The sequence below is a fragment of the Rhodococcus sp. MEB064 genome (assembly GCF_000834565.1).
Classification (GTDB): domain Bacteria; phylum Actinomycetota; class Actinomycetes; order Mycobacteriales; family Mycobacteriaceae; genus Rhodococcoides.
Genome location: NZ_JXQS01000006.1, coordinates 57,670 through 77,618 on the forward strand (window position 1 = coordinate 57,670; position 19,949 = coordinate 77,618).

The window sequence follows — 19,949 nt, forward strand, 5'->3', positions numbered from 1 at the left end:
TCAGGTGAGGTCCTTGATGTCGATCTTGTAGTACGCGATCTTGCGGTACAGAGTTGCTCGGCTCATACCCAGACGTGCTGCCGCCGCACTCATCGTGGTCCTGCCGGACGACAGGACGCGGACGATCTCGCCGTGTTCGAAGGCCTCGATGGTGGTCAGTCTTCTGCTCGGGCCGACCAGCAGCTCCGGCGGGAGGATCGATACATCGACCACGTCGGAGCGCGACACCGCCTCGGCGACGACCGCGCGGAGTTCTGCTGCTCCGGCCGGCCAGTGATAGTTCTGCAAGGCCCGCTCGGCCGCGGCGGTCATGCGCACCTCGCGTCCGCGTGCGGTGACTGCGAACTCGCGGGCGAGAGGGAGGATGTCCTCGGGCCGATCGGACAACGGTGCCAGCGGCGCCACGGATGTCACGACCGAGGCGAGCGCGCGCGGAACATCCTGCAGCCGTTCCACTGTCACGGCGAACGGCATACGGGGTCCGCGGGGTGAGAGCATCAGGTCGGCCAATCGTCCTGCCGCGAACTCCGGCAGAGTGTCGACATCACGCAGGATGACGACGGTGTCGGTGCGGTCGGCTTCGAAGGACCAGAGGTCGAGCCACGTCTCGACGTCGTCGGGTGTCGGTGCCGACGCGCACAGGATGCGATGGCGCGGGAATGCCCGCCGCGCCGCGTGAGTGAGCACCGTGGACCGTCCGGATCCGGGATGTCCCACCGCCGCGACGGGCGAACCCGACGCCATGGCTGCGTAGGCATCGGCCTCGGTCCGCGCCCAGCTCTCGCCCAGCCGGACACCCGCTCCAGTGGAGCCGTGCCGGACGCGGAAGAGGTTGCGGCGTACCGGTTGTCGTGCGCGGTGACCCGACGACCGTGCGAGCATCGACGAGGAGATGGTGCTCGCCGCCGACCGCGCCAGGGTCAGAAGCAGGTCGCTCGAGGTTCCCGACCACGTCGTGAGATTGACGGCACCCTGAAGGCGCCCGGACGTCGGATCCAGGACCGGGGCGGCGGCACAGGTGAATCCCGTGAGGCTGTGGGAGTAGTGCTGATCGGCCCTGACCAGGGTGGGTGCCAGATCGGCAAGGGCGAGACCGAGGCCGTTGGTCCCGACCTCACGCTCGGAATAGCCGAAACCCGGTGCGAGGTGAACGGCGTCCAGCGCGCGGAGCAAGGCGTGATCCCCGCTGACTCGCGTGAGGACCAGCCCGTCCGCGTCCGTCAGCATCAAGCCGACGGGTTCGGACGTCAGAGTTCGCAGCAGGTCGGCCAGCACGTCGTCGCCGCATTCGTGGAACAGCGACTCGTGCTTCTCGGTGCCGGCGAACACCGGTTCGACAGTGTCGAGGGGAATGCCGTAGCGCTCGCTGCGAAGCCAGGACGCGCGCAGTCGCGGCGTCACCGACGCCACCGGTCGGCGATCTCCGTCGGGGAGCTGATGCGGCACGGATGTCCTTCAGGTCGTTTGCTGTTGTGATCCAGGTTACATCCCGTCCGAGTTCACGCCCGTCTCAGATTGAGACGCCGGACGCCACGAGGACGAGGGGTGCGCGCCCTACCGTCGAACTCATTGGCAGTGACGACAGTCACACGACGAGGGGATTCGACGATGTACACCAAGGGCGAGGACAACTTCTTCATCGTGGACGCGCATGTCGCGTTGTGGGACGCGCGGGCGCAGAACCAGCGCAACATCCACGGCAAGCAGTTCATCGACTGCTTCTACGACTACCACCGCAACCTGTCGCCGGAGTCGGAACTGTGGACGTACGACGAGTACCTCTACCAGGGCGGCGAGCGGCTGATGAAGGACCTGTTCGCGGACGGATACGTCGATCATGCGATCTTCCAGCCGGCGCATCTCGGAGAGTTCTACAACAACGGTTTCGGTCAGACCGAGGAGGCGTGGGCTCTGACCCAGCAGCACTCCGACAAGCTGACCTACAACCACCACTTCGACCCTCGCAACGGTGAGCGTGGTCTCGACCAGCTGCGTGCCGACGCGGAGCGGTTCGGCTTGAAGGGCGTGAAGCTCTACACCGCCGAGTGGCACGGGGATTCGCGCGGATACAAGCTCGACGACCCGTGGGCGCTGAAGTACTTCGACGCGTGCCGTGAGCTGGGCATCAAGAACATCCACGTCCACAAGGGTCCGACCATCCGCCCGCTGGACCGCGATGCGTTCGACGTCGCCGACGTCGATCACGTGGCCAGCGAATACACGGATCTGAACTTCGTCGTGGAGCATTGCGGGTTGCCGCGCCTCGAGGACTTCTGCTGGATAGCCACCCAGGAGCCGAACGTGCACGCCGGACTCGCTGTTGCCATGCCGTTCATCCATTCGCGGCCGAAGTACTTCGGTCAGATCATGGGCGAGCTCCTGTACTGGATCGGTGAGGACCGCATCCAGTTCTCCTCCGACTACGCGATCTGGACGCCGAGGTGGTTGGTCGAGTCGTTCGTCGACTTCCAGATCCCCGAGGAACTGAACGAGTACCCGCCCATCACGCTGGATCAGAAGAAGAAGGTGCTGGGACTCAACGCGGCGAAGATGTACGACATCCCCGTACCGCCGGACCTGCAGATCGCCGACGCGAACGAGACCGCCACGGGCCCACGCGGCGCCGATCTCGCGGCGGACGACGCTCTCGTGGGGGCGTGAGAGATGGACTACGTCGACTCGGCGATCGACGCGCTCGGGGCGGTGATCGATCCGGAACTGGACGAACCCATCACGGACCTGGACTTCGTAGAATCGGTGACCGTATCCGACGATCGTGATGTCGTCGTCCATCTAAGGTTGCCGACGTCGTTCTGCGCTCCGAATTTCGCTTACCTGATGGCGTCGGATGCGAAGGACGTTCTTCTCGGACTCGAGTGGACGAGGACCGTGACCGTCGAACTCGACGGCCACCACGACTCTCCGATCATCAACGCCGGGCTCGCGGCCGATGCCGGGTACCGCGGCACCTTCGCCCACGAGGCGCAGGACGACCTCGAGGAACTGCGGACCACCTTTCTGCGGAAAGCGCACGTCGCCGCAATGGAACGGTGCCTCACCGGAGTCATGAAACGCGATCCGAGTCGCAGAATGCAGGACATGGGAACTGTTCTCCTACAGGATCTCCCGGACGACGACGCGACCAGGGCTCTGGTGTCCCGGCGCAGATCCATCGGACTGGGCGCAGCTCCCGACAGCCTCGTGATGGTCGACCACACGGGCGCGCCCTACGCGGAGATCGACGTGCCGCTGGCTCTGCGCCGGGCACGATCGACCCGCATCTCCATCGACGGCAACGCACACTTCTGCCGCGGATTGTTGAGAACCCGCTACGACGACCCGGACCGGACGACCGTGTCCGCGTGAGCACACCAACCGTCGAAACTTTCTCCTGAATCGAGGAACACCACCATGAGCACCATGCGCGCCGTTCAAGTCGTCGGCTACCACGAGAAGCTCCGCATGACGGAACTGCCGATACCCACTCCCACCGGACCTTTCGACGTCATCGTCAGGATCGGAGGCGCCGGGGTCTGCCGGACAGACCTCCACATCCTGGAGGGACAGTGGGCCGAGAAGTCGAATGTGCCTCTGCCGTACACCATCGGTCACGAGAATGCGGGATGGGTTCACGCCGTCGGCTCCGCCGTCACCAACGTCGCGGAGGGGGACAAGGTCATCGTCCACCCGCTGATCACGTGCGGCCTGTGCCGCGCGTGCCGCTCCGGCGACGACGTGCACTGCGAGATCAATCAGTTCCCCGGCATCGACACCGACGGCGGGTATGCGGAATACCTCAGGACGTCGGCACGCAGCGTCGTCAAGCTCGACGACTCCCTCGAGCCTTCCGACGTCGCAGCCCTGGCCGACGCGGGTCTGACCGCGTACCACGCGGCAGCGAAGGCCGCCCGGCACCTGACGCCGCGCGACCGCGTGGTCGTCATCGGCGCAGGTGGGTTGGGGCACATCGGAATCCAAGTGCTCAAGGCACTGACCGCGGCGGAGATCGTCGTCGTCGACCGGAACGCGGACGCCGTGAAACTCGCCCTGTCCATCGGCGCCGACCACGGTGTCGTCGCGGACGGGACCCATATCGAGCAGGTGCTCGACCTCACCGGCGGGACCGGGGGAGAGGCCGTGATCGACTTCGTCGGCGAGGGCGGCGCAACCGCGGAGGGCATCGCGATGCTGCGGCAGGCCGGGAACTATCACGTCGTGGGCTACGGCGAGAACATCGACGTCCCCACCATCGACATCGTGTCGTCGGAGATCAACATCATCGGCAACCTGGTCGGCTCCTACAACGACCTCTGCGACCTCATGGCACTGGCCGCTCGCGGTGCGGTCGTCCTGCACACCGCGAAGTACGCGCTGGACGACTTCCAGAGTGCCATCGACGATCTCGACGCCGGAGTCGTCCGCGGACGGGCCATTCTGACTCCGTGAGAGAAGGCCCGTCCGTCCGTCAGTGAGTGACCAGGTCGTCGGCGTCGGTGAGCGTCGCACCGGTAGCGCGGTGCACCTCGTCGACCCCGACGCCCGGCGCGGTCTCGCGCAGTACGAGGGTGCCGTCGCCGACCACGTCGATGACCGCATAATTCGTGATGATGCGGTCCACGACTGCCTGACCCGTGAGGGGAAGCGTGCACGCGTCGACGATCTTGGGGTTGCCGTCGCGGTCGGTGTGCTCCATGACGACGATGACCCGCGCAGCGCCGTGCACAAGATCCATGGCGCCGCCCATGCCCTTGACCATCTTGCCGGGAACCATCCAGTTGGCCAGATCGCCACCGGCCGACACCTGCATGCCGCCGAGAACCGCCGTGTCGATGTGGCTGCCGCGGATCATGCCGAACGACAGTGCCGAGTCGAAGAATGCGGCGCCGGGAAGAACGGTCACCGTTTCCTTGCCGGCGTTGATGAGGTTGGCGTCGACTTCGTCTTCCGTCGGGTACGGGCCGGTACCGAGGATGCCGTTCTCGGAATGCAGGGTGACGTGGACGGCAGGGTCGAGGAACCCGGGAATCAAGGTCGGCAGACCGATTCCCAGATTGACGTAGTCGCCGTCGCGCAGTTCGGCGGCGGCGCGGCGCGCCATGTCCTGGCGGGACCAGCCGGTCGGGTCGCTCATCGTGTTGCTCCTGCCTCTCGGGTGGTGCGCTTCTCGATGCGCGGGGTCTGGGGGCCGGTTTCGACGATGCGCTGGACGAAGACGCCGGGTAGGTGCACGTGGGCCGGATCGATCTCTCCCGGTTCGACCAACTTCTCGACCTGCGCGATGGTGATGCGCCCTGCCATCGCGGCGAGCGGGTTGAAATTCATGGCGGCCTTGTCGAAGACGAGGTTCCCGTCGGTGTCACCGATGTGCGCGTGGACCAGGGCGTAGTCGGCGGTGATCGACTCCTCCATCACGTAGCGCTTCGCACCGAACACCCGGGTCTCCTTGGGCGGCGACGCGAGGCTGATCGAGCCGTCGGCGGCATATCGCCACGGCAATCCGCCGTCCGCGATTGGGCTGCCCACTCCGGCGGGGGTGAAGAACGCGGGAATGCCGGCGCCGCCCGCCCGCAGTCGCTCCGCGAGGGTGCCCTGAGGGGTGAGCTCCACTTCGAGCTCGCCGGACAGATACTGGCGCGCGAACTCCTTGTTCTCGCCGACGTACGACGCGGTGACTCGTCGGATGCGGTGCGCGGCCAGGAGAATGCCGAGGCCGTGGCCGTCGACACCGCAGTTGTTCGAGAACACCTCGAGGTCCGTGACATCGGTCGCGGCGAGCGCGTCGATGAGTGCGTCGGGTATGCCGCAGAGTCCGAAGCCCCCGACGGCGATGCTGGCGCCGTCGGGGACGCCGCGGACCGCGTCGGCCGGGGTGGACAGGACGTCGGTAGCCACGTGTCTCCTCCTGTGTCGGTGGTGCTCGTATGCCGACGATTCGATCAGACGTCGGGAGCCGACCGCATCCGATTCGGTCCATCTGCTCACCGGCCGACTGCCGCGTGGCTCATGCGTTCACTCAGTGGACACCTTTAGGTACTCTGATTGCATGATTGACGCTGGACCGTCGGTGATCGGGCGCGCAGCAGCAGTGATGCGCGCGGTGGGTGACCACGAGCCGGACGGGGCGTCCACCTCGGACATTGCACGCAGCGCCGGCCTGGCCCGCCCCACTGCCCACCGGATGCTGGTCGCGCTCGCCACCGAAGGGATTCTGGACAGGCACGAATCCGGGCGCTGGTCGCTGGGCCCCGAGATGTATCTGCTGGGGGCTCTCGCGGCCGAGCGATACGACATCACGTCGAGTGCGCGCGACATCATGCGGGAGCTGGCTCGGGCCACCGGAGAGAGCGCGTTCCTGTCCGCGCGTCGGGGAGACGAAACCGTCTGTATCGCCGCCGAGGAGGGAAGCTTCCCGCTCCGATCCCATGTGCTGCACATCGGTTTGCGTATGCCGCTGGGAATCGCGTCGGCCGGCCTGGTCATCCTCGCGCACCTTCCGGAAGCGGAACGTGAGCGCTACCTGGCCCGAGCGGACCTGGGCGCCCTCGGTGATCACCACGCGCCCGAGCGGATCGCCGAACGAGTCGACGAGGTCCTGACCCTGGGCTACTCGGTCAATCCGGGACTGCTCGTCGAGGGCAGTTGGGGAATGGGCGCCGCCGTCTTCGACCGACGGGACTCGCCGGCGTGGGCACTGAGTCTCACCGGGGTGGGAACGCGCTTCGACGACACCCGTCGGCCCCTCCTCGGTGAGCATCTTCTGCGTGCCGCCCACGCATTGTCCTCGCGTCTGCGGTGAATCGAGCGGCCGAGCAGGGGAGTCGACGGACGACCGGCCCGGTAATCAAGTTATTCCACCGTTATCATCGGTGAGCCACCACGACAACGTCGGAAAGTGGGCGGTAAACGCTTGCTAGCAGGCTGTTCGTGCAATTTTGCCCGGCTGATCATTCGAATAAATGCATTTCCGTGATGTCGTTGACATTGTCGTACGACCTCTGTTCTACTTCGTTTATGCCGTAAGTCTCCGTCGCATTCGACGGAGTCGGCCTCGCGTCATCTCTCACCACATCGCCTGCGTCGTCGGGGACAGGCCATGTGTTCTCACGTGTCACGGACCTACCCGGTCCGCACGTTTCGCTCATTCCTTAGGACGCACATGTACCCCACGCACCCTCGCTCGACATCCTGCTCTTCGGTACGCCGGTCACTCGTGCCCATGGTCGGCACGGTCGCCGCCATGACAGCCGCGGTGATGATGGTCGGAACTGCGACAGCCGGAGCCGCGACGCCGATAGGTCTCGGTACCGCCGATCCGTTCGCGATCCTGGCGGGAAGCACGGTGACCAACACGAACCCGTCCGTCATCTCGGGCAGCGTCGGCGTCAGTCCGGGAACGGCTGTCGACGGGTTCCCGCCGGGTCTCGTTCAGAACGGAGAGATCGTTCGCGCGGGACCCGTTGCGCTGCAGGCGAAGATCGATCTCACCACGGCCTACAATCAAGCCGCGGGCGAGGCCGTGACCGAGCAGGTCGGTGCCGAACTGGGCGGGCGGACCTTGCTTCCCGGTGTCTACAACTCGGGTGGCCCGATGAACGTGACGGGTACTGTCACGCTCGATGCGAAGGAAGATCCTGCCGCGGTGTTCGTGTTCCAGACGCCGTCCACTCTCATCACCGCCTCCAGCAGCAGGGTCGCGCTCATCGGTGTGAACCCGTGCAACGTCTTCTGGCAGGTCGGCAGCTCCGCCACTCTGGGTACGTCGACGAGCTTCGTCGGCACCGTCATGGCGCAGGAATCCATCACCTTGAACAACGGAGCGCGAGTGTCCGGGCGGATGCTCGCGAGCACCGGTGCCGTCACGTTGGACAACAACGTCATCGATCGCGGAGGGTGCACACCGACCACCACGACGGAGGACAGCCCAGTTGTGGTTCCGCCGGTCGTCGTTCCGCCTGTGGTCGTTCCGCCGGTCGTGATCACCGTGCCGTCCATCCCCGGTCTGCCGCCCATTCCGGGCCTCCCGCCGGTGATCACCATTCCGGGTCTGCCGGGTGGTCCGCCGACATCGCCCGCGCCGAACACGCCTGGTGGACCGGTGGTTCCGCCGGGTGCGACCGTTCCGAACACACCCGTCGGACCGGGCACTCCGAACACGCCGGGCACTCCGAACACACCGGGGATGCCTAATACACCCGGCACCCCGAACACGCCGGGAATGCCGAACACACCCGGCACCCCGACCATGCCCGGCGTTCCTACGGGTCCCGACGCACCCGGCACCTACTCGCCGGGGAGCCAGATCACGCAGGTACCGAGAGGATCCGTCGATACCGGTGACGGCAGCACCGTCCACAGTGCAGGCGTCTCCTCGACAGTTCCGGTCGGGATCGTCGCGGCCGCCCTCGTCGGCGTGGCAACGGTCGTCACCCGTCGTCGGCGCTGATGTGACGCATCGATTGTCGCGGGCACGCAGCACCGTCCTGGCGGTAGCGCTGGTAGCGGCCTCGGTGGTGGGATGTTCCACCGCCGAGGAACCGGTGAGCGCCGACACCAGTAGTGTTGCGGCGCAACAAAACGCAGAGGCGACGTCGGTCGACACGGGAGTGAGCGACTCGTCGTCGACCGCACTGGTGCCGACGCGTATCGATGTTCCGGCGATCGATGTCTCGTCCGACCTGATGGGTCTGGGTCTGCAGGCGGACGGCACCATGCAGGTGCCGCCTGGCGGCTTTCCGGCCGGGTGGTTCACCGGTTCACCCGTCCCGGGGGAACTCGGACCCGCAGTCGTTGCGGGGCACGTCGATTGGGACGGTGCACCCGGGGTCTTCTCCCGGCTCGGTGACCTCGAGGACGACGACGTGGTCACGGTGACGCGGAGCGACGGATCGGCGTCCACGTTCCGCGTGACCGACGTCGAGCAGTACCCGAAGTCGGAGTTTCCGACCGAGGCCGTGTACGGCGACATCGACCGTCCGGGCATCCGCTTGATCACGTGCGGCGGCGAGTTCGACAGTGCGGCGTCGAGTTACGACGACAACGTCGTCGTCTATGCGGATCTGGTGTCGACGACCTCCTGACGGCGCATGCACCGACGCACACGAACTAGGCGGAGATCGACGCTCGTATCCGGTCGATGATGTCCAGGGTTGCCACTGCGTCGGACAAGGGGTGGATCGACGACTCGCGACGTCCGGCATCGATCGTGCGCGCGGCGTCGACGGCGGCGTAGTGAAGGCCGTCCACCTGCAGACCCGGCTGCTCGTCGTACTCGACGGTGCCACCGCCGCGCATCGTGACGGCGAAAGAGCCGGGCATGAAGAACGGGCCGGGGATCGTGAGGGTGCCGTCACGCCCGCACACGGTGGCGGTGGTGGGTGTGTCGGTCAGGATCGTCGTGTTGAGAACAGCGTGGCCGTCCGGTCCCGACAGGACGGCGGAGATCTGGCCGTCGATGTCCTCGGTCGCGGGCCGGCGCGTCGCGTACACCGTGTCGGGTCGACCCAGGACCGAGTATGCGAACGAGGCGACGTAGGTGCCCAGATCCAGCAGGGGGCCACCGGCCAACGTCGGGTCGTAGATGCGATGGTCTCGCGTGAAGAACTCGCCGTGGTCCGCAAGGACGGTGTGGATCGGGCCCAGCACTCCGCTGGAGAGAACCTGCTCGATCACGTCGAACTTGGGTAGGAACCTGGTCCACATCGCCTCTCCCGCGAAGACGCCGGCCGCTCCCGCAGCGTCGGCGATCTCCGCCGCTCCCGCCGCGTCGACTGCCAGCGGCTTCTCGACCAGTACGTGCTTGCCGGCGGCAATGGCGGCGAGGGCGTGGGCCCGATGTTCGGTATGAGGCGTCGCGACATAGACGATGTCGACGGCGTCGTCGGTGAACACCGCGTCGTACGTGCCGTGCGCGCGCTCGATGCCGTGCGCGAGCGCGAACTGCTCGGCGCGCGCCGCTGTTCTCGATCCCACCGCAACCACCTGCTGAGAGGTGTTCCGATGCAACGACTCCACGAATCGCGTCGCTATCCAGCCCGGGCCGAGGATCGCCCACCGCAGTGTCGGAGCATCCCGGGGGTCGGGCACTCGCGACTGCGGCAGGGAGTAGGTGGACGTCATGGCGAGAACTCAATCAGACAAAACCGCATTTGTCAGGACATTAGGATGTAATACTGCTCCGCATGACTGTGCGGGTAGGAATCATCGGAGTCGGCGTCATGGGAGCGGACCACGCCACCAACATCGACAGGTCGGTCTCGGGGGCCACCGTGTCCGCGGTCGCGGACTACGACGGCGCGCGTGCCGCGTCGGTCGCGTCGACACTCCGGGACGCGGCGGTGCTCGAGGACGGGCGAGCGGTGATCGAGAACGACGCCGTCGACGCCGTCATCATCGCCTCCCATGATTCGACGCATGCCGAGCTGGTCCACCTGGCGTTGGCTGCGGGCAAGCCGGTCCTGTGCGAGAAGCCGCTGGCTCCAACCGCCGCGGAATGCCGCGACATCATTGCGGCGCAGGGGGATCGGACTCTCATCACGGTGGGCTTCATGCGACGGTTCGACCCGGCCTACGTCGAATTGAAGCAGGCGGTGACGTCCGGAGACATCGGTGATGCCCTGGTCGCACACTGCATCAGCAGGAACGTCGAGGCATACCCGGGTGGAACGTCGGCATCGACCATCACCAATTCTGCGATCCACGAACTCGACATCATGCCCTGGCTGTTGTCGTCGCCGATCTCGGAGGTGAGCTGGCATGCCGGGCGTACCTCTCAGTTCTCCGGCACCCGGCAGGACCCGCAGATCATGTTGCTGCGCACGGAGTCGAACGTCCTCGTCACCGTCGAGATCTTCCTCAACGCGCGGTACGGGTACGACACCCGATGCGAGATCGTGGGGGAGACCGGCACATCCGCGTTGGCCCTGCCCGCCCACACCGTCACCGACAGCGACCGACGTCGCTCGCGCGCGTACCCCGCCGACTGGATTCCGAGGTACGCGGAGGCATACCGCCTTCAGCTGCAGGAGTGGGTGGACTCGATCGACGAGGGCCGTGTGGCGACGTTGGCGGATGCGAACGACGGCCTACGTGCGGGCCTGGTGGCCGACGCTCTCGTCGTCTCCATGAACGACGGCGGACGGACCGTGACTGTCGGGTGAGGGACGTCGGCTCCAGGCCAGCACGGATGCGGCGCCGACGACCCCGAGGAGGGTTCCGAGGACGAAGCCCCCGAAATTCGCTGCGGGGAGCGCGACGAGCGCGAGAATCATCGCGCTCACCCCGGCCGGGATTCGCGTGTCCGGCCGGGCGATGACGGCCGCACCGCACACCGCCATCAGTGCACCGAGAAGCAGGGTGGACACCCCGCGATCGAGGTGATGGTGATCAGCAGGTCACCGATCCGGAGGCTGGTGAACGCCGGTAGGAGGAGGAACGCAGCAGACGAGCAGATCAGCACACCGCCCCAGAACGGCCGTCGAGATCTCCACCCGCGACCGCGTCTCAACACGAGTGGTCACCGGCCTCGGCGGACACACTCAGGTTCGTGAGGGATGCGTGCGTCGCCGTGAGGGCGATGATCTCCGACGACGTGGCGGAGGCGTGCGAAGCGCCGACCATGGCGGCGGCGGTCGCGCTGCCCTGTACTTCCCCTGTCGCGGACGCGTCGACACCGAGCCGGACGTCGTTCACGTCGACGGAGCCGTTCACCGACGCGACGTCGACGACGAGGGTTTCCGCGGTCAGCCCGGTACCTGGCACACGGGCGAACATCGTGACGTCACCGATGAGGGGGAGCCCTCGGGCCACTGTCGACAGACACACGTCGGACAGTCGGGCGCTGTCGACCTTGACGGCGATACTCGGCCGTGAGCCCGCGGCGGTGTCGACCGCCCGCGGATACACGGTGATCCCGTCGCCGTCGACAGCGCCGAACGTTCCGATGAAGCTCTGACCGGATACGGCGAAGTTCATCGGCAGCTGACCGCTGGCGATCCCGCCACCGATGACGCCCATTCCGACCGCGCCGAGCGTGCAGAGCACCGTGAAGCGGCCCCACCGGATACCTCCGGATCGGTCACTCCCGCGGTGTGTCGCGGCGTTCCTCGACAAGACAGTCCTCCTGGTCACCCCGACCCGTGCGAACGGCCCTGGATGCCCGTCCGGAGGGACCGCAAACCGCACGTCGGAGTGAGTCAGGACACTGTCAGGGCTTTCCCCGTGCAGGTGTCTGATAGGCGACGCCGTGGCGCAGCGGTGTGTGGTCGGAAGGCGAGTGTTCCGGCCCGACGGACGAACCATGGGGAGTGTCGTGCACCTCCGGCACCGATGTCGGATCGCCGCCGGACGGCTGCGCACCGTCCTGGAGATCGTCCAGCCGCGTGGTGAGGATCTGGAGGACGTGTGCACGGTGGGCGGTCGCCCGCTCGTAGGCGATCAGATCCTGCATCTGATCGACGGTGAGGGTCCGAACGCGGTGAGTGAGGTCGCCCACCGTCAGATGGTCGTAGTCGGGAATGGGCGGGGCGGGGTGGGCGCTCCCGGTGTCGTCGGTAGTCATGGATTCGGCCTACCCGTCATGTCCGGGCACAAACGGTATGGGACGGCGCCTAGGGTCGTGAGGCATGGCACCCCACAGAATCGCGGTCATTCCCGGCGACGGCATCGGTAAGGAGGTGGTGCCTGCTGGTATCGCCGTTCTCGACGCGGCGGCGTCGGCCTTCGGTTTCGGGATCGAGTACGAACATTTCGACTACGCCAGCGCCGAGTTCTACACCCGGCACGGAAAGATGCTGCCGGACGGGTGGTTCGACGATCTGAAGACGTTCGACGCCATCTTCTTCGGTGCGGTCGGGTGGCCCGACGTGGTTCCCGACCACATCTCGCTGTGGGGCTCGCTGTTGCAGTTCCGTCGTCACTTCGACCAGTACGTCAACCTCCGCCCGATCCGGTTGATGCCGGGCGTCACGAGTCCCCTCGCGGGACGGGAAGTCGGCGACATCGACTTCTACGTCGTCCGTGAGAACACGGAGGGGGAGTACACCGACCTCGGCGGGCGCATGTTCGAGGGAACGGAGAGGGAGACCGTCATCCAGGAAACGGTCATGTCGCGCATCGGCGTCGACCGCATCCTGCGGTACGCCTTCGAGTTGGCGCAGACGCGACCGCGGCGGCGTCTGACCTCGGCCACCAAGAGCAACGGAATATCCATCTCGATGCCGTACTGGGACGAGCGCGTGGCGGCGATGGCCGCGAACTATCCGTCGATCGACGTCGACAGTTTCCACATCGACATACTCACCGCCAACTTCGTTCTGCATCCGGACTGGTTCGACGTGGTCGTGGCCAGCAACCTGTTCGGGGACATCCTGTCGGACCTCGGACCCGCGATCGCCGGGACCATCGGGATCGCACCGAGCGGCAACATCAACCCGGAGCGCAAGTTCCCGAGTCTGTTCGAACCGGTGCACGGTTCCGCACCCGCGATCGCAGGGAAGAACGTCGCCAATCCGATCGGTCAGATCTGGAGCGGCGCCATGATGCTCGACCACCTCGGGGAGCAGGAGGCCGCGGCCGCCGTGGTGAGAGCCATCGAGGATGTGCTGGCGAGCGGTGGGGATGCGCTGACGGCGGACATGGGCGGAACGGCGTCGACGGACGCGGTGGGCCGGCTGGTCGCGGACCGCATCACCGCCCCCTGAACCTGTCTGTCCAGCCGCACCGTCGGGGACAGGTTCGCTGTCACACCGCGAGGCGCCGTCCGATGTGACGGCGGCCAAGTCGGTGATTTGTCACCATGCCGTTCTTCAGTGTCGAACGTCGCGATTGACCATTATTTCTTCAGCACGAGGACATCGCGCACACCATTCGATTCAGGAGACTCCATGTTCAGCATTCTCAACGGCCTCAGCTTTCTCAACTTCTCGTTCGGAGACCTGTTGCCCATCACGGATTTCCTGAACATCCTGAAGACGTTGAACGTCGGCTCGTAAGAGCACGATGTCGGAACACGACGATCCGAACGGTCTCACCGTCGGATCGTCGTGTGACGTGCCTACCGCGGGATGATGCCCGCATCCCGGTATCGCGCAAGTTGATCCGCGAAACTGTCTGTCGTGGAACGGAAGCCGAGGAAGCCGGCTTGTCGACTCTTCGTCATGTCCGTCAGGCATTCCATGTCGCGCCCGAGGTCCGCATCGGTGTGCCACCAGGACGCCAAGCGAGTGACGTCCGATTCGACCAGGTCGTATTTCTCCGCGATACGCCGCCACACGGCAGGTGCATCGGACATCCGCGGTTCGAGCGGTCGCGGCTCGGAATCGAAGCCGACCGGCTCCACCCCGAAATGCGCCGCGATGCGCGGCCATAACCAACGCCACCGGAAAACGTCGCCGTTGGCAATGTTGAACGCTTCGTTCGCGCCGTTCTCCGCGGTCGATGCCCAGATCATCTGTTCGGCCAACAACCCGGCGTCCGTGACGTCTGTCAGGCCGTCCCACTGGGTCTGCGAGCCGGGGAAGACGAACGGCGCCCCGGTCTCCTTGCAGATGGTCGCGTACACGGACAACGTCAGCGCCATGTTCATCGCATTGCCCACCGCGAAGCCGAAGATCGTGTGCGCTCGATGCACGCTCCAGGTGTAGCCGAGTCGCTCCGCCCCGGCGAACAACTCGTCCTCCTGCGCGTAGTAGAAGTTCGGGGTGTCGAGTCGCTCCTCGGACTCGTGGAACGGCGTTTCGGCGGTCACGGCGTCGCCGTACGCATCGAACGGCCCCAGGTAGTGCTTGAGTCCCGTCATCAGAGCGACGTGGCGAACCGAGTTCTCATCCGCCAGTGCGTCGACGGTGTTGCGCAAGGTCGCTGTGTTCACCTCGATGTTCTCGGCCTCGGTGTCCTGCTTCATCCACGCGGTGAAGAAGACGACATCGGGTGCGGTTCCTCGCAGAGCCTCGCGGAGACCGCCGGAGTCCATCAGATCCGCGGTCACCGGTAGCACCCCCTCCACTGGAAGCGAGGTCTTGCGAGACAGCCCGTAGGTGGTCCACCCGTCGTCGACGAGTTGGCGGCAGATGGTCTGCCCCGAGATGCCGGTCGCGCCGATGACGAGCGCCGTGCCCGGACGTGGTGAAGCCATGGACGAAGTGCCTCCGCTCTGGGGATCGCGTGTCGATCCCGCCGTCCGGCTACCCGTGGGCGCCGAGACGCAATCAGGAGGGCGTGAGCGAGGAGGACATCACGGTGTCGCAGAGCCGTGCGAGCGATACTCCGTCGGCACGCGAGCGCTGTACGAGTACCCGTACCGCGTCGTCACGGTCCACACCGAGCTGTTCCATCACTATTCCTGTGCACTGGTCCAGCGACGCGACCGTGGACAGTGCGGTCACGTACCGCACCGCGTCGTTGGACGACGCGGCGGCGATGACCTCGTCGAGTCGTTCCGAGAGTGCCGCCAGAGCGGGAGCGGAACTGTCGGCCGGTGCCCCACGACGGTGCAGTTCGACCAGGGTAGCGGCGACGGCGGCCGACGCGTCGAGGGTGTCGGAGTGAGCCCGCCGATGGAACACGGTGTCGTGACCGATGGCGATGCGATCGCGGCCGCCGTGTTTCGCGGCGTACATCGCCTCGTCGGCGCGGGCGATCATCGCATCGAGCGCAGCGTCGACGTCGATGACGTCGTCGGTCCGGTCGAGGGTCGACGGGTGCGCTCGCGATGTTCCGATGCTGACCGTGACCGCGCATTCGGCGCGGACGGACCGCAGTACCGACAGTGCGACGTCGGCTCCGGGAGCGTGGTGGGCGACGACGAGGAATTCCTCTCCGCCGAGTCGCGCGACGACAGCGCCGCGAGGCACCGCGGACACGATCGTTCGGGCGACCGACTCCAAGGTCCGGTCGCCGTACGTGTGTCCGTGCGTGTCGTTCACGGCTTTGAAGTTGTCGATGTCGATGACCGAGGCGGTGATCGTCGCGTCCAGGCCTACCGCCGTGCGGAGCATCCCGTCGAGGAGCGGCAGAACACCTCGCCTGTTGAGGAGCCCCGTCAAGACGTCCGTTCGCGCCAGCACGTCGTACCGGCGGCTCACGTCCGCCATCGACATGCGCAGGCCCCAGACCAGCAGAACCGGCACGACGACGATGGTGAGCGAGGCTCCGGCGGCGACGGCGTCCGCTTCGGGGCTGGACGCGGAGTCCAGACACAGGGCGGTCCCGAGGCCGGCCGCGACGGTGGTGAAGGCGGTAGCCGTCCGCGGCGGCGACGCCGAGGCCGCCAACACCGGCACGATCGTCAACAGCGCACTGACTGTCAACGTGTCGGCCGGGTCCGCGATACCGACCGCCGCCACTGCGGTGCCGACCACCGCCATCGCACCCGTGGTCACGAATTGTCGTTCGGTCAATCGTCCGGTCCGGACCACGATGCCGACCACGACGACGGCAAGAACGATGGCGAGCGCCGTGGCCACCACGGGAACGAGACCGGGATGGAACAAGCCGGGAATGCCCCATCCGGCTGCGAGCAGGAGTGCGGACATGGTCACGGTGGTGGCCATCGCCAGTGATCGACGATCCTGGAATCGTCGCGAGGTCGACACGGCGGGCAGGTGTCGAGACGCTGACGTGAACCGACTGCGACGACTGACATCGCTGTGTCGTCTCACACGAGTACCTCGGTTCCTGACCCACCGGCGGGAAGTCCAACTGTTCCGATGAGGGTACCGATTCACGGGCCTGACCGGGGCGTTCGAGCGCGAACAGGCGCTGCACCCGGCACCGGTCTCGTCGTCGGAACAGGACGGCGACCGCATTGTCACGCGTCAGAATCACCGTGATCCCAATAGATCGACGCGAAATCTGTTGCGCGATTTGACGTCTCGATGTTCCAGGTCTAGATTTCTGCTCACCATCAGGAGCGACCGAGAGACCTGGCTCGTCGACGTCGCAGCAACCCCCCTCTCCTGTCGAGGGTGTGGGTGCTACCGCCAGGACCGATGGAGGAGCACCGATGAACCACGATCTGCGGCGACGCCTGCACGTCGACCTGTGCCGAGTGAGCACCTGCGTCTGTACGCGCTGCTTCTGACTCGCGCCCCTCACCTCCCGCCTCGAAAGGCCTCCCGATGTGCCCTGCCGTCTCGACCCCTGACCCTTTTTCCCGGTTCGTCCGGTGACGCAACTCGACGCACGTCCCTCCGCGGCCGCCGCGGAGGAGGACGTCCGTGACGAGGACCTCGTCGTCGCGCGGACCTGGCATCCCTGGCGGTGGATCATCGCCGTCGCCACGCTGGTGGTGGTGGCCCAGTTCGGGCACGGGCTGGCCACGAACGCCGGATGGGACTGGGGGACCTTCGCCCAGTACTTCACGGCCGCATCGGTCATGTCGGCACTCTGGCTGACCATCCAATTGACGTTCTGGGGAACGTTGATCGGTTTCGCGATCGGTATCGCGCTGGCTGTGGCGCGACTGTCGTCCAATCCGGTTCTCCAGGTGATCGCCTGGTTCTACATCTGGGCCTTCCGATCCATCCCGCTCATCGTCCAGCTGCTGTTCTGGTTCAACATCGCGTACCTCTATCAGACGCTGTCGCTCGGAATACCGTTCGGTCCCAGCTTCTTCCGGTTCGACGTCAACAACGTGATCAGCGGCTCCACGGCGGCCATCATCGGTCTGGCTCTGCACCAGGCGGCGTACTCCGCCGAGATCGTCCGTGCCGGCATCATCTCGGTCGACCAGGGTCAGCTGGAAGCAGCTGCGGCGCTCGGTATCCCGAAGCGGCGTGAATTCTTCACGATCGTTCTCCCGCAGGCGATGCGGGGGATCCTGCCGAATGCGGCGAACGAAGTCATCAGCCTGTTCAAAGGCACGTCCATCGTGTCGGTCATGGCGATCGCCGAGCTGTTCTATCAAGTGCAGGTCATCTACGGCCGCAGCGGCCGAGTCGTTCCGCTGCTGATGGTGGCGACAGTCTGGTACATCATCCTCACCTCGGTTCTGTCGATCGTGCAGTTCTACGTGGAGCGCCACTACGCGAAGGGTGCGGTACGCACCGTCCCGCTGACGCCACTGCAGCAGATTCGGAAGCGATTCTCCGACATCACCTTCGCCCCGAGAGGAGCAACACGATGACGCACTCCGTCGACGACTCCACCTATGCGGTCGAGGTGCGAGGTGTGCACAAGTCCTTCGGTGCGCTGAAGGTTCTCGACGGCGTGGACCTCGTCGTTCGTCCGGGTGAGGTCACCGCGATCATCGGCCCGTCCGGGTCCGGGAAATCGACACTCCTGCGGGTGCTCAACCACCTCGAGAAGGTCGATCGAGGAACGGTTCGCGTCGACGGTGACCTGGTCGGATATCGCCGCAGAGGCGCCAAGCTCCACGAACTCAGCGGCCGGGAAATTCTTCGACAGCGATCGAGGATCGGGTTCGTCTTCCAGAACTTCAACCTCTTCCCGCACCTGACCGTGCTGGAGAACGTCGTCGAGGCGCCGGTGTCGGCGCAGAAGCGCCCGCGTTCCGAGGTCGAGACCGAGGCACTCGCGCTGCTCGAGCGTGTCGGTGTCGGAGCCAAGGCCCACGACTACCCCCGTCGCCTGTCCGGTGGTCAACAGCAACGCGTCGCCATCGCTCGGGCGCTGGCTCTGCGACCGAAGGTGATCCTGTTCGACGAGCCCACCTCGGCGCTGGATCCCGAACTGGTGGGAGAGGTTCTCGAAGTCATCCGGGACCTCGCGAGGGACGGGGCGACGCTCGTCATCGTCACGCACGAAGTCGCGTTCGCTCGGGAGATCGCCGACACGGTGGTCTTCATGGACGGCGGCGTGATCGTCGAGCAGGGCACTCCCGCGGAACTCCTCGATTCACCGACACAGGAACGCACCAAGGCGTTCCTCGCACACGTTCTCTGACACCCCCACTCGCCGTGTACTTCTCACCCACAAGGAACAGTCATGTCCGCACCACGAAGAACCGTCGCCCTGCTCACCGCCGCAGTCGCCGCGGTCACCCTGACCGCGACGGCGTGCAGTGAGCCGACCGCCGAGTCCGAGGTCGTCACGACCGAAGGTCAGGTCTTCGACCTGACTCCCGAGCAGTCGGGACGAGTCCGCGCGGAGAAGGTCGACGAGATCGCGGCCGAGGTCCCGCAGGCCATCCGCGACCGCGGCACCCTCGTCGTCACCGGCGCGAGCGGCACGGCGCCGCCGCTGCGCTTCTACGCCACCGACGACACCACGACCGTCGGCTCCGAGGTCGACTTCTCGTATCTGATCGCCGACATCCTCGGTCTCACACCGCAGATCGAGGTCGCCGACTGGTCGCAGAACTTCGTCAAGGTCGATTCGGGCGAGAACGACGTGTTCATCTCCAACGTGACGGTGACCGAGGAGCGGAAGGACAAGTACGACTTCGCCACCTACCGACTGGACAACATCGCGTTCGAGGCGAAGAAGGACAGCGGATGGACGGTGTCGAAGCGGCAGGACATCGCCGGCAAGAAGATCGGTGTCGGTTCCGGAACGAACCAGGAGCAGCTCCTGGTGGACTGGAACGCGCAGAACGTGGCGGAGGGTCTCGCTCCTGCCGAGATCGCCTACTACCAGCAGACATCGGACTACTACCTCGCCTTGGGTTCGGGGCGTATCGACGGCTACCTCGGTCCCAACCCGTCCGCGATCTACCACGCCGCGACGGGTGGAGAGACGGAAGTGGTGGGCACCCTGTCCGGTGCAGGTGATGCACTGCAGGGTGAGATCGCTGTGCTGACGAAGAAGGACAACGGGCTCATCCAGGCCGTGCACGACGCCATCGACCACGCGATCGAGGACGGCAGCTACCAGAAGGTTCTCGATCGCTGGGGTCTGCAGAGCGAAGCCGTGCAGTCCTCGGAGATCAACCCGCCCGGACTTCCGCGGCAGTGACCGTCGACGCCGGCGTCGGCGACTCCGGGATCCAGTTC

The 19,949-nt window shown here is 66.0% G+C and carries 21 protein-coding genes and 1 riboswitch; of the genes, 11 read left to right on the forward strand and 10 right to left on the reverse strand.

The features are described 5' to 3' along the window. Window positions 1-1,446, reverse strand: a complete 1,446-nt coding sequence (locus tag RU01_RS02980) for a helix-turn-helix domain-containing protein (protein ID WP_042573021.1) — start codon at window positions 1,444-1,446, stop codon at window positions 1-3. Between the two features lie 162 nt (window positions 1,447-1,608). On the opposite strand from RU01_RS02980, the gene RU01_RS02985 reads away from it, so the two are divergent. The 3 genes from RU01_RS02985 to RU01_RS02995 are packed head-to-tail and all read left to right on the forward strand — an operon-like array spanning window position 1,609 to window position 4,446. After that, window positions 1,609-2,661, forward strand: a complete 1,053-nt coding sequence (locus RU01_RS02985; protein ID WP_042573022.1) for an amidohydrolase family protein — start codon at window positions 1,609-1,611, stop codon at window positions 2,659-2,661. Window positions 2,662-2,664: 3 nt separating this feature from the next. Further along, window positions 2,665-3,366, forward strand: coding sequence for an iron-sulfur cluster assembly protein (locus RU01_RS02990; RefSeq protein WP_042573023.1), 702 nt, complete (start codon window positions 2,665-2,667; stop codon window positions 3,364-3,366). 54 nt (window positions 3,367-3,420) lie between these two features. Beyond that, window positions 3,421-4,446, forward strand: a complete 1,026-nt coding sequence (locus RU01_RS02995; protein WP_042573062.1) for an NAD(P)-dependent alcohol dehydrogenase — start codon at window positions 3,421-3,423, stop codon at window positions 4,444-4,446. Between the two features lie 19 nt (window positions 4,447-4,465). Here the strand turns inward: RU01_RS02995 and RU01_RS03000 are convergent, their stop codons facing one another. Both RU01_RS03000 and RU01_RS03005 read right to left on the reverse strand, forming a co-directional pair. Beyond that, window positions 4,466-5,131: a 3-oxoacid CoA-transferase subunit B gene (locus RU01_RS03000; RefSeq protein ID WP_042573024.1), complete on the reverse strand. Its 666-nt coding sequence runs from the start codon at window positions 5,129-5,131 to the stop codon at window positions 4,466-4,468. Further along, window positions 5,128-5,892 (reverse strand): CoA transferase subunit A, encoded by a 765-nt coding sequence (locus RU01_RS03005; RefSeq protein WP_042573025.1) that lies wholly within the window; start codon window positions 5,890-5,892, stop codon window positions 5,128-5,130. Before RU01_RS03005 ends, RU01_RS03000 begins: the two co-directional genes overlap by 4 nt. Window positions 5,893-6,043: 151 nt before the next feature. Here RU01_RS03005 and RU01_RS03010 point away from each other — a divergent pair, with 151 nt between their 5' ends. From RU01_RS03010 to RU01_RS22730, 3 genes are all read left to right on the forward strand, one after another. Continuing rightward, entirely contained in the window at window positions 6,044-6,796 is a 753-nt protein-coding gene (locus RU01_RS03010; protein WP_042573026.1) for an IclR family transcriptional regulator, read from the forward strand. 441 nt (window positions 6,797-7,237) lie between these two features. Then, complete coding sequence (locus RU01_RS23035) at window positions 7,238-8,443, forward strand: ice-binding family protein (RefSeq protein WP_197074672.1); 1,206 nt, start codon at window positions 7,238-7,240, stop codon at window positions 8,441-8,443. Between the two features lies 1 nt (window position 8,444). Beyond that, the gene (locus tag RU01_RS22730; protein WP_052493097.1) at window positions 8,445-9,077 is read left to right on the forward strand and encodes a class F sortase; all 633 of its coding nucleotides are present in this window, start codon (window positions 8,445-8,447) and stop codon (window positions 9,075-9,077) included. Window positions 9,078-9,102: 25 nt separating this feature from the next. Here the strand turns inward: RU01_RS22730 and RU01_RS03025 are convergent, their stop codons facing one another. Next, a complete protein-coding gene (locus RU01_RS03025) occupies window positions 9,103-10,116 on the reverse strand; it encodes a Gfo/Idh/MocA family protein (protein ID WP_042573028.1) in 1,014 nt (337 codons plus the stop codon). A 62-nt stretch (window positions 10,117-10,178) separates the two neighbouring features. Between RU01_RS03025 and RU01_RS03030 the strand changes: the two genes are divergently transcribed. Next, complete coding sequence (locus RU01_RS03030; protein ID WP_042573029.1) at window positions 10,179-11,156, forward strand: Gfo/Idh/MocA family oxidoreductase; 978 nt, start codon at window positions 10,179-10,181, stop codon at window positions 11,154-11,156. Here RU01_RS03030 and RU01_RS23040 read toward each other — a convergent pair. The 4 genes from RU01_RS23040 to RU01_RS03040 all read right to left on the reverse strand — a co-directional run bounded on the left by RU01_RS23040 (window position 11,082) and on the right by RU01_RS03040 (window position 12,556). Then, entirely contained in the window at window positions 11,082-11,360 is a 279-nt protein-coding gene (locus tag RU01_RS23040) for a DUF6114 domain-containing protein (RefSeq protein ID WP_197074673.1), read from the reverse strand. The two genes, RU01_RS03030 and RU01_RS23040, sit on opposite strands and share 75 nt — an antisense overlap. Further along, window positions 11,333-11,506: a DUF6114 domain-containing protein gene (locus tag RU01_RS23455; protein ID WP_331386522.1), complete on the reverse strand. Its 174-nt coding sequence runs from the start codon at window positions 11,504-11,506 to the stop codon at window positions 11,333-11,335. Before RU01_RS23455 ends, RU01_RS23040 begins: the two co-directional genes overlap by 28 nt. Further along, on the reverse strand, window positions 11,500-12,108 hold the full coding sequence (locus tag RU01_RS22000) for a DUF6230 family protein (RefSeq protein ID WP_156148768.1): 609 nt from the start codon (window positions 12,106-12,108) through the stop codon (window positions 11,500-11,502). Before RU01_RS22000 ends, RU01_RS23455 begins: the two co-directional genes overlap by 7 nt. Window positions 12,109-12,202: 94 nt before the next feature. Further along, window positions 12,203-12,556, reverse strand: a complete 354-nt coding sequence (locus tag RU01_RS03040; protein ID WP_042573030.1) for a hypothetical protein — start codon at window positions 12,554-12,556, stop codon at window positions 12,203-12,205. A 64-nt stretch (window positions 12,557-12,620) separates the two neighbouring features. Between RU01_RS03040 and RU01_RS03045 the strand changes: the two genes are divergently transcribed. Beyond that, window positions 12,621-13,697, forward strand: coding sequence for a tartrate dehydrogenase (locus RU01_RS03045; protein WP_042573031.1), 1,077 nt, complete (start codon window positions 12,621-12,623; stop codon window positions 13,695-13,697). A 353-nt stretch (window positions 13,698-14,050) separates the two neighbouring features. Here RU01_RS03045 and RU01_RS03050 read toward each other — a convergent pair whose 3' ends face one another. Together RU01_RS03050 and RU01_RS22005 are read right to left on the reverse strand one after the other, a co-directional pair. Next, the gene (locus RU01_RS03050; RefSeq protein ID WP_042573032.1) at window positions 14,051-15,130 is read right to left on the reverse strand and encodes an SDR family oxidoreductase; all 1,080 of its coding nucleotides are present in this window, start codon (window positions 15,128-15,130) and stop codon (window positions 14,051-14,053) included. Between the two features lie 73 nt (window positions 15,131-15,203). Further along, the gene (locus RU01_RS22005) at window positions 15,204-16,589 is read right to left on the reverse strand and encodes a diguanylate cyclase (protein ID WP_052493099.1); all 1,386 of its coding nucleotides are present in this window, start codon (window positions 16,587-16,589) and stop codon (window positions 15,204-15,206) included. Window positions 16,590-16,894: 305 nt separating this feature from the next. Beyond that, a riboswitch (SAM riboswitch) is annotated at window positions 16,895-16,992 on the forward strand. Between the two features lie 169 nt (window positions 16,993-17,161). Between RU01_RS22005 and RU01_RS03060 the strand changes: the two genes are divergently transcribed. From RU01_RS03060 to RU01_RS03070, 3 genes are read left to right on the forward strand one after another with little or no spacing between them, the layout of a single operon-like run. Continuing rightward, the gene (locus RU01_RS03060; protein ID WP_042573033.1) at window positions 17,162-18,121 is read left to right on the forward strand and encodes an amino acid ABC transporter permease; all 960 of its coding nucleotides are present in this window, start codon (window positions 17,162-17,164) and stop codon (window positions 18,119-18,121) included. Next, entirely contained in the window at window positions 18,118-18,900 is a 783-nt protein-coding gene (locus RU01_RS03065) for an amino acid ABC transporter ATP-binding protein (RefSeq protein WP_042573034.1), read from the forward strand. Before RU01_RS03060 ends, RU01_RS03065 begins: the two co-directional genes overlap by 4 nt. A 42-nt stretch (window positions 18,901-18,942) precedes the next feature. Next, complete coding sequence (locus tag RU01_RS03070) at window positions 18,943-19,911, forward strand: ABC transporter substrate-binding protein (protein WP_042573035.1); 969 nt, start codon at window positions 18,943-18,945, stop codon at window positions 19,909-19,911. Window positions 19,912-19,949 lie beyond the last annotated feature (38 nt).

Excerpts from the sequence above, each read along its gene's own strand:
- RU01_RS02985 (WP_042573022.1), top strand. The coding sequence starts at position 1,609 with ATGTACACCAAGGGCGAGGACAACTTCTTCATCGTGGACGCGCATGTC.
- RU01_RS02990 (WP_042573023.1), top strand. The coding sequence starts at position 2,665 with ATGGACTACGTCGACTCGGCGATCGACGCGCTCGGGGCGGTGATCGAT.
- RU01_RS02995 (WP_042573062.1), top strand. The coding sequence starts at position 3,421 with ATGCGCGCCGTTCAAGTCGTCGGCTACCACGAGAAGCTCCGCATGACG.
- RU01_RS03000 (WP_042573024.1), bottom strand. The coding sequence starts at position 5,131 with ATGAGCGACCCGACCGGCTGGTCCCGCCAGGACATGGCGCGCCGCGCC.
- RU01_RS03010 (WP_042573026.1), top strand. The coding sequence starts at position 6,044 with ATGATTGACGCTGGACCGTCGGTGATCGGGCGCGCAGCAGCAGTGATG.
- RU01_RS23035 (WP_197074672.1), top strand. The coding sequence starts at position 7,238 with ATGACAGCCGCGGTGATGATGGTCGGAACTGCGACAGCCGGAGCCGCG.
- RU01_RS03025 (WP_042573028.1), bottom strand. The coding sequence starts at position 10,116 with ATGACGTCCACCTACTCCCTGCCGCAGTCGCGAGTGCCCGACCCCCGG.
- RU01_RS03030 (WP_042573029.1), top strand. The coding sequence starts at position 10,179 with ATGACTGTGCGGGTAGGAATCATCGGAGTCGGCGTCATGGGAGCGGAC.
- RU01_RS03040 (WP_042573030.1), bottom strand. The coding sequence starts at position 12,556 with ATGACTACCGACGACACCGGGAGCGCCCACCCCGCCCCGCCCATTCCC.
- RU01_RS03045 (WP_042573031.1), top strand. The coding sequence starts at position 12,621 with ATGGCACCCCACAGAATCGCGGTCATTCCCGGCGACGGCATCGGTAAG.
- RU01_RS03050 (WP_042573032.1), bottom strand. The coding sequence starts at position 15,130 with ATGGCTTCACCACGTCCGGGCACGGCGCTCGTCATCGGCGCGACCGGC.
- RU01_RS03065 (WP_042573034.1), top strand. The coding sequence starts at position 18,118 with ATGACGCACTCCGTCGACGACTCCACCTATGCGGTCGAGGTGCGAGGT.
- RU01_RS03070 (WP_042573035.1), top strand. The coding sequence starts at position 18,943 with ATGTCCGCACCACGAAGAACCGTCGCCCTGCTCACCGCCGCAGTCGCC.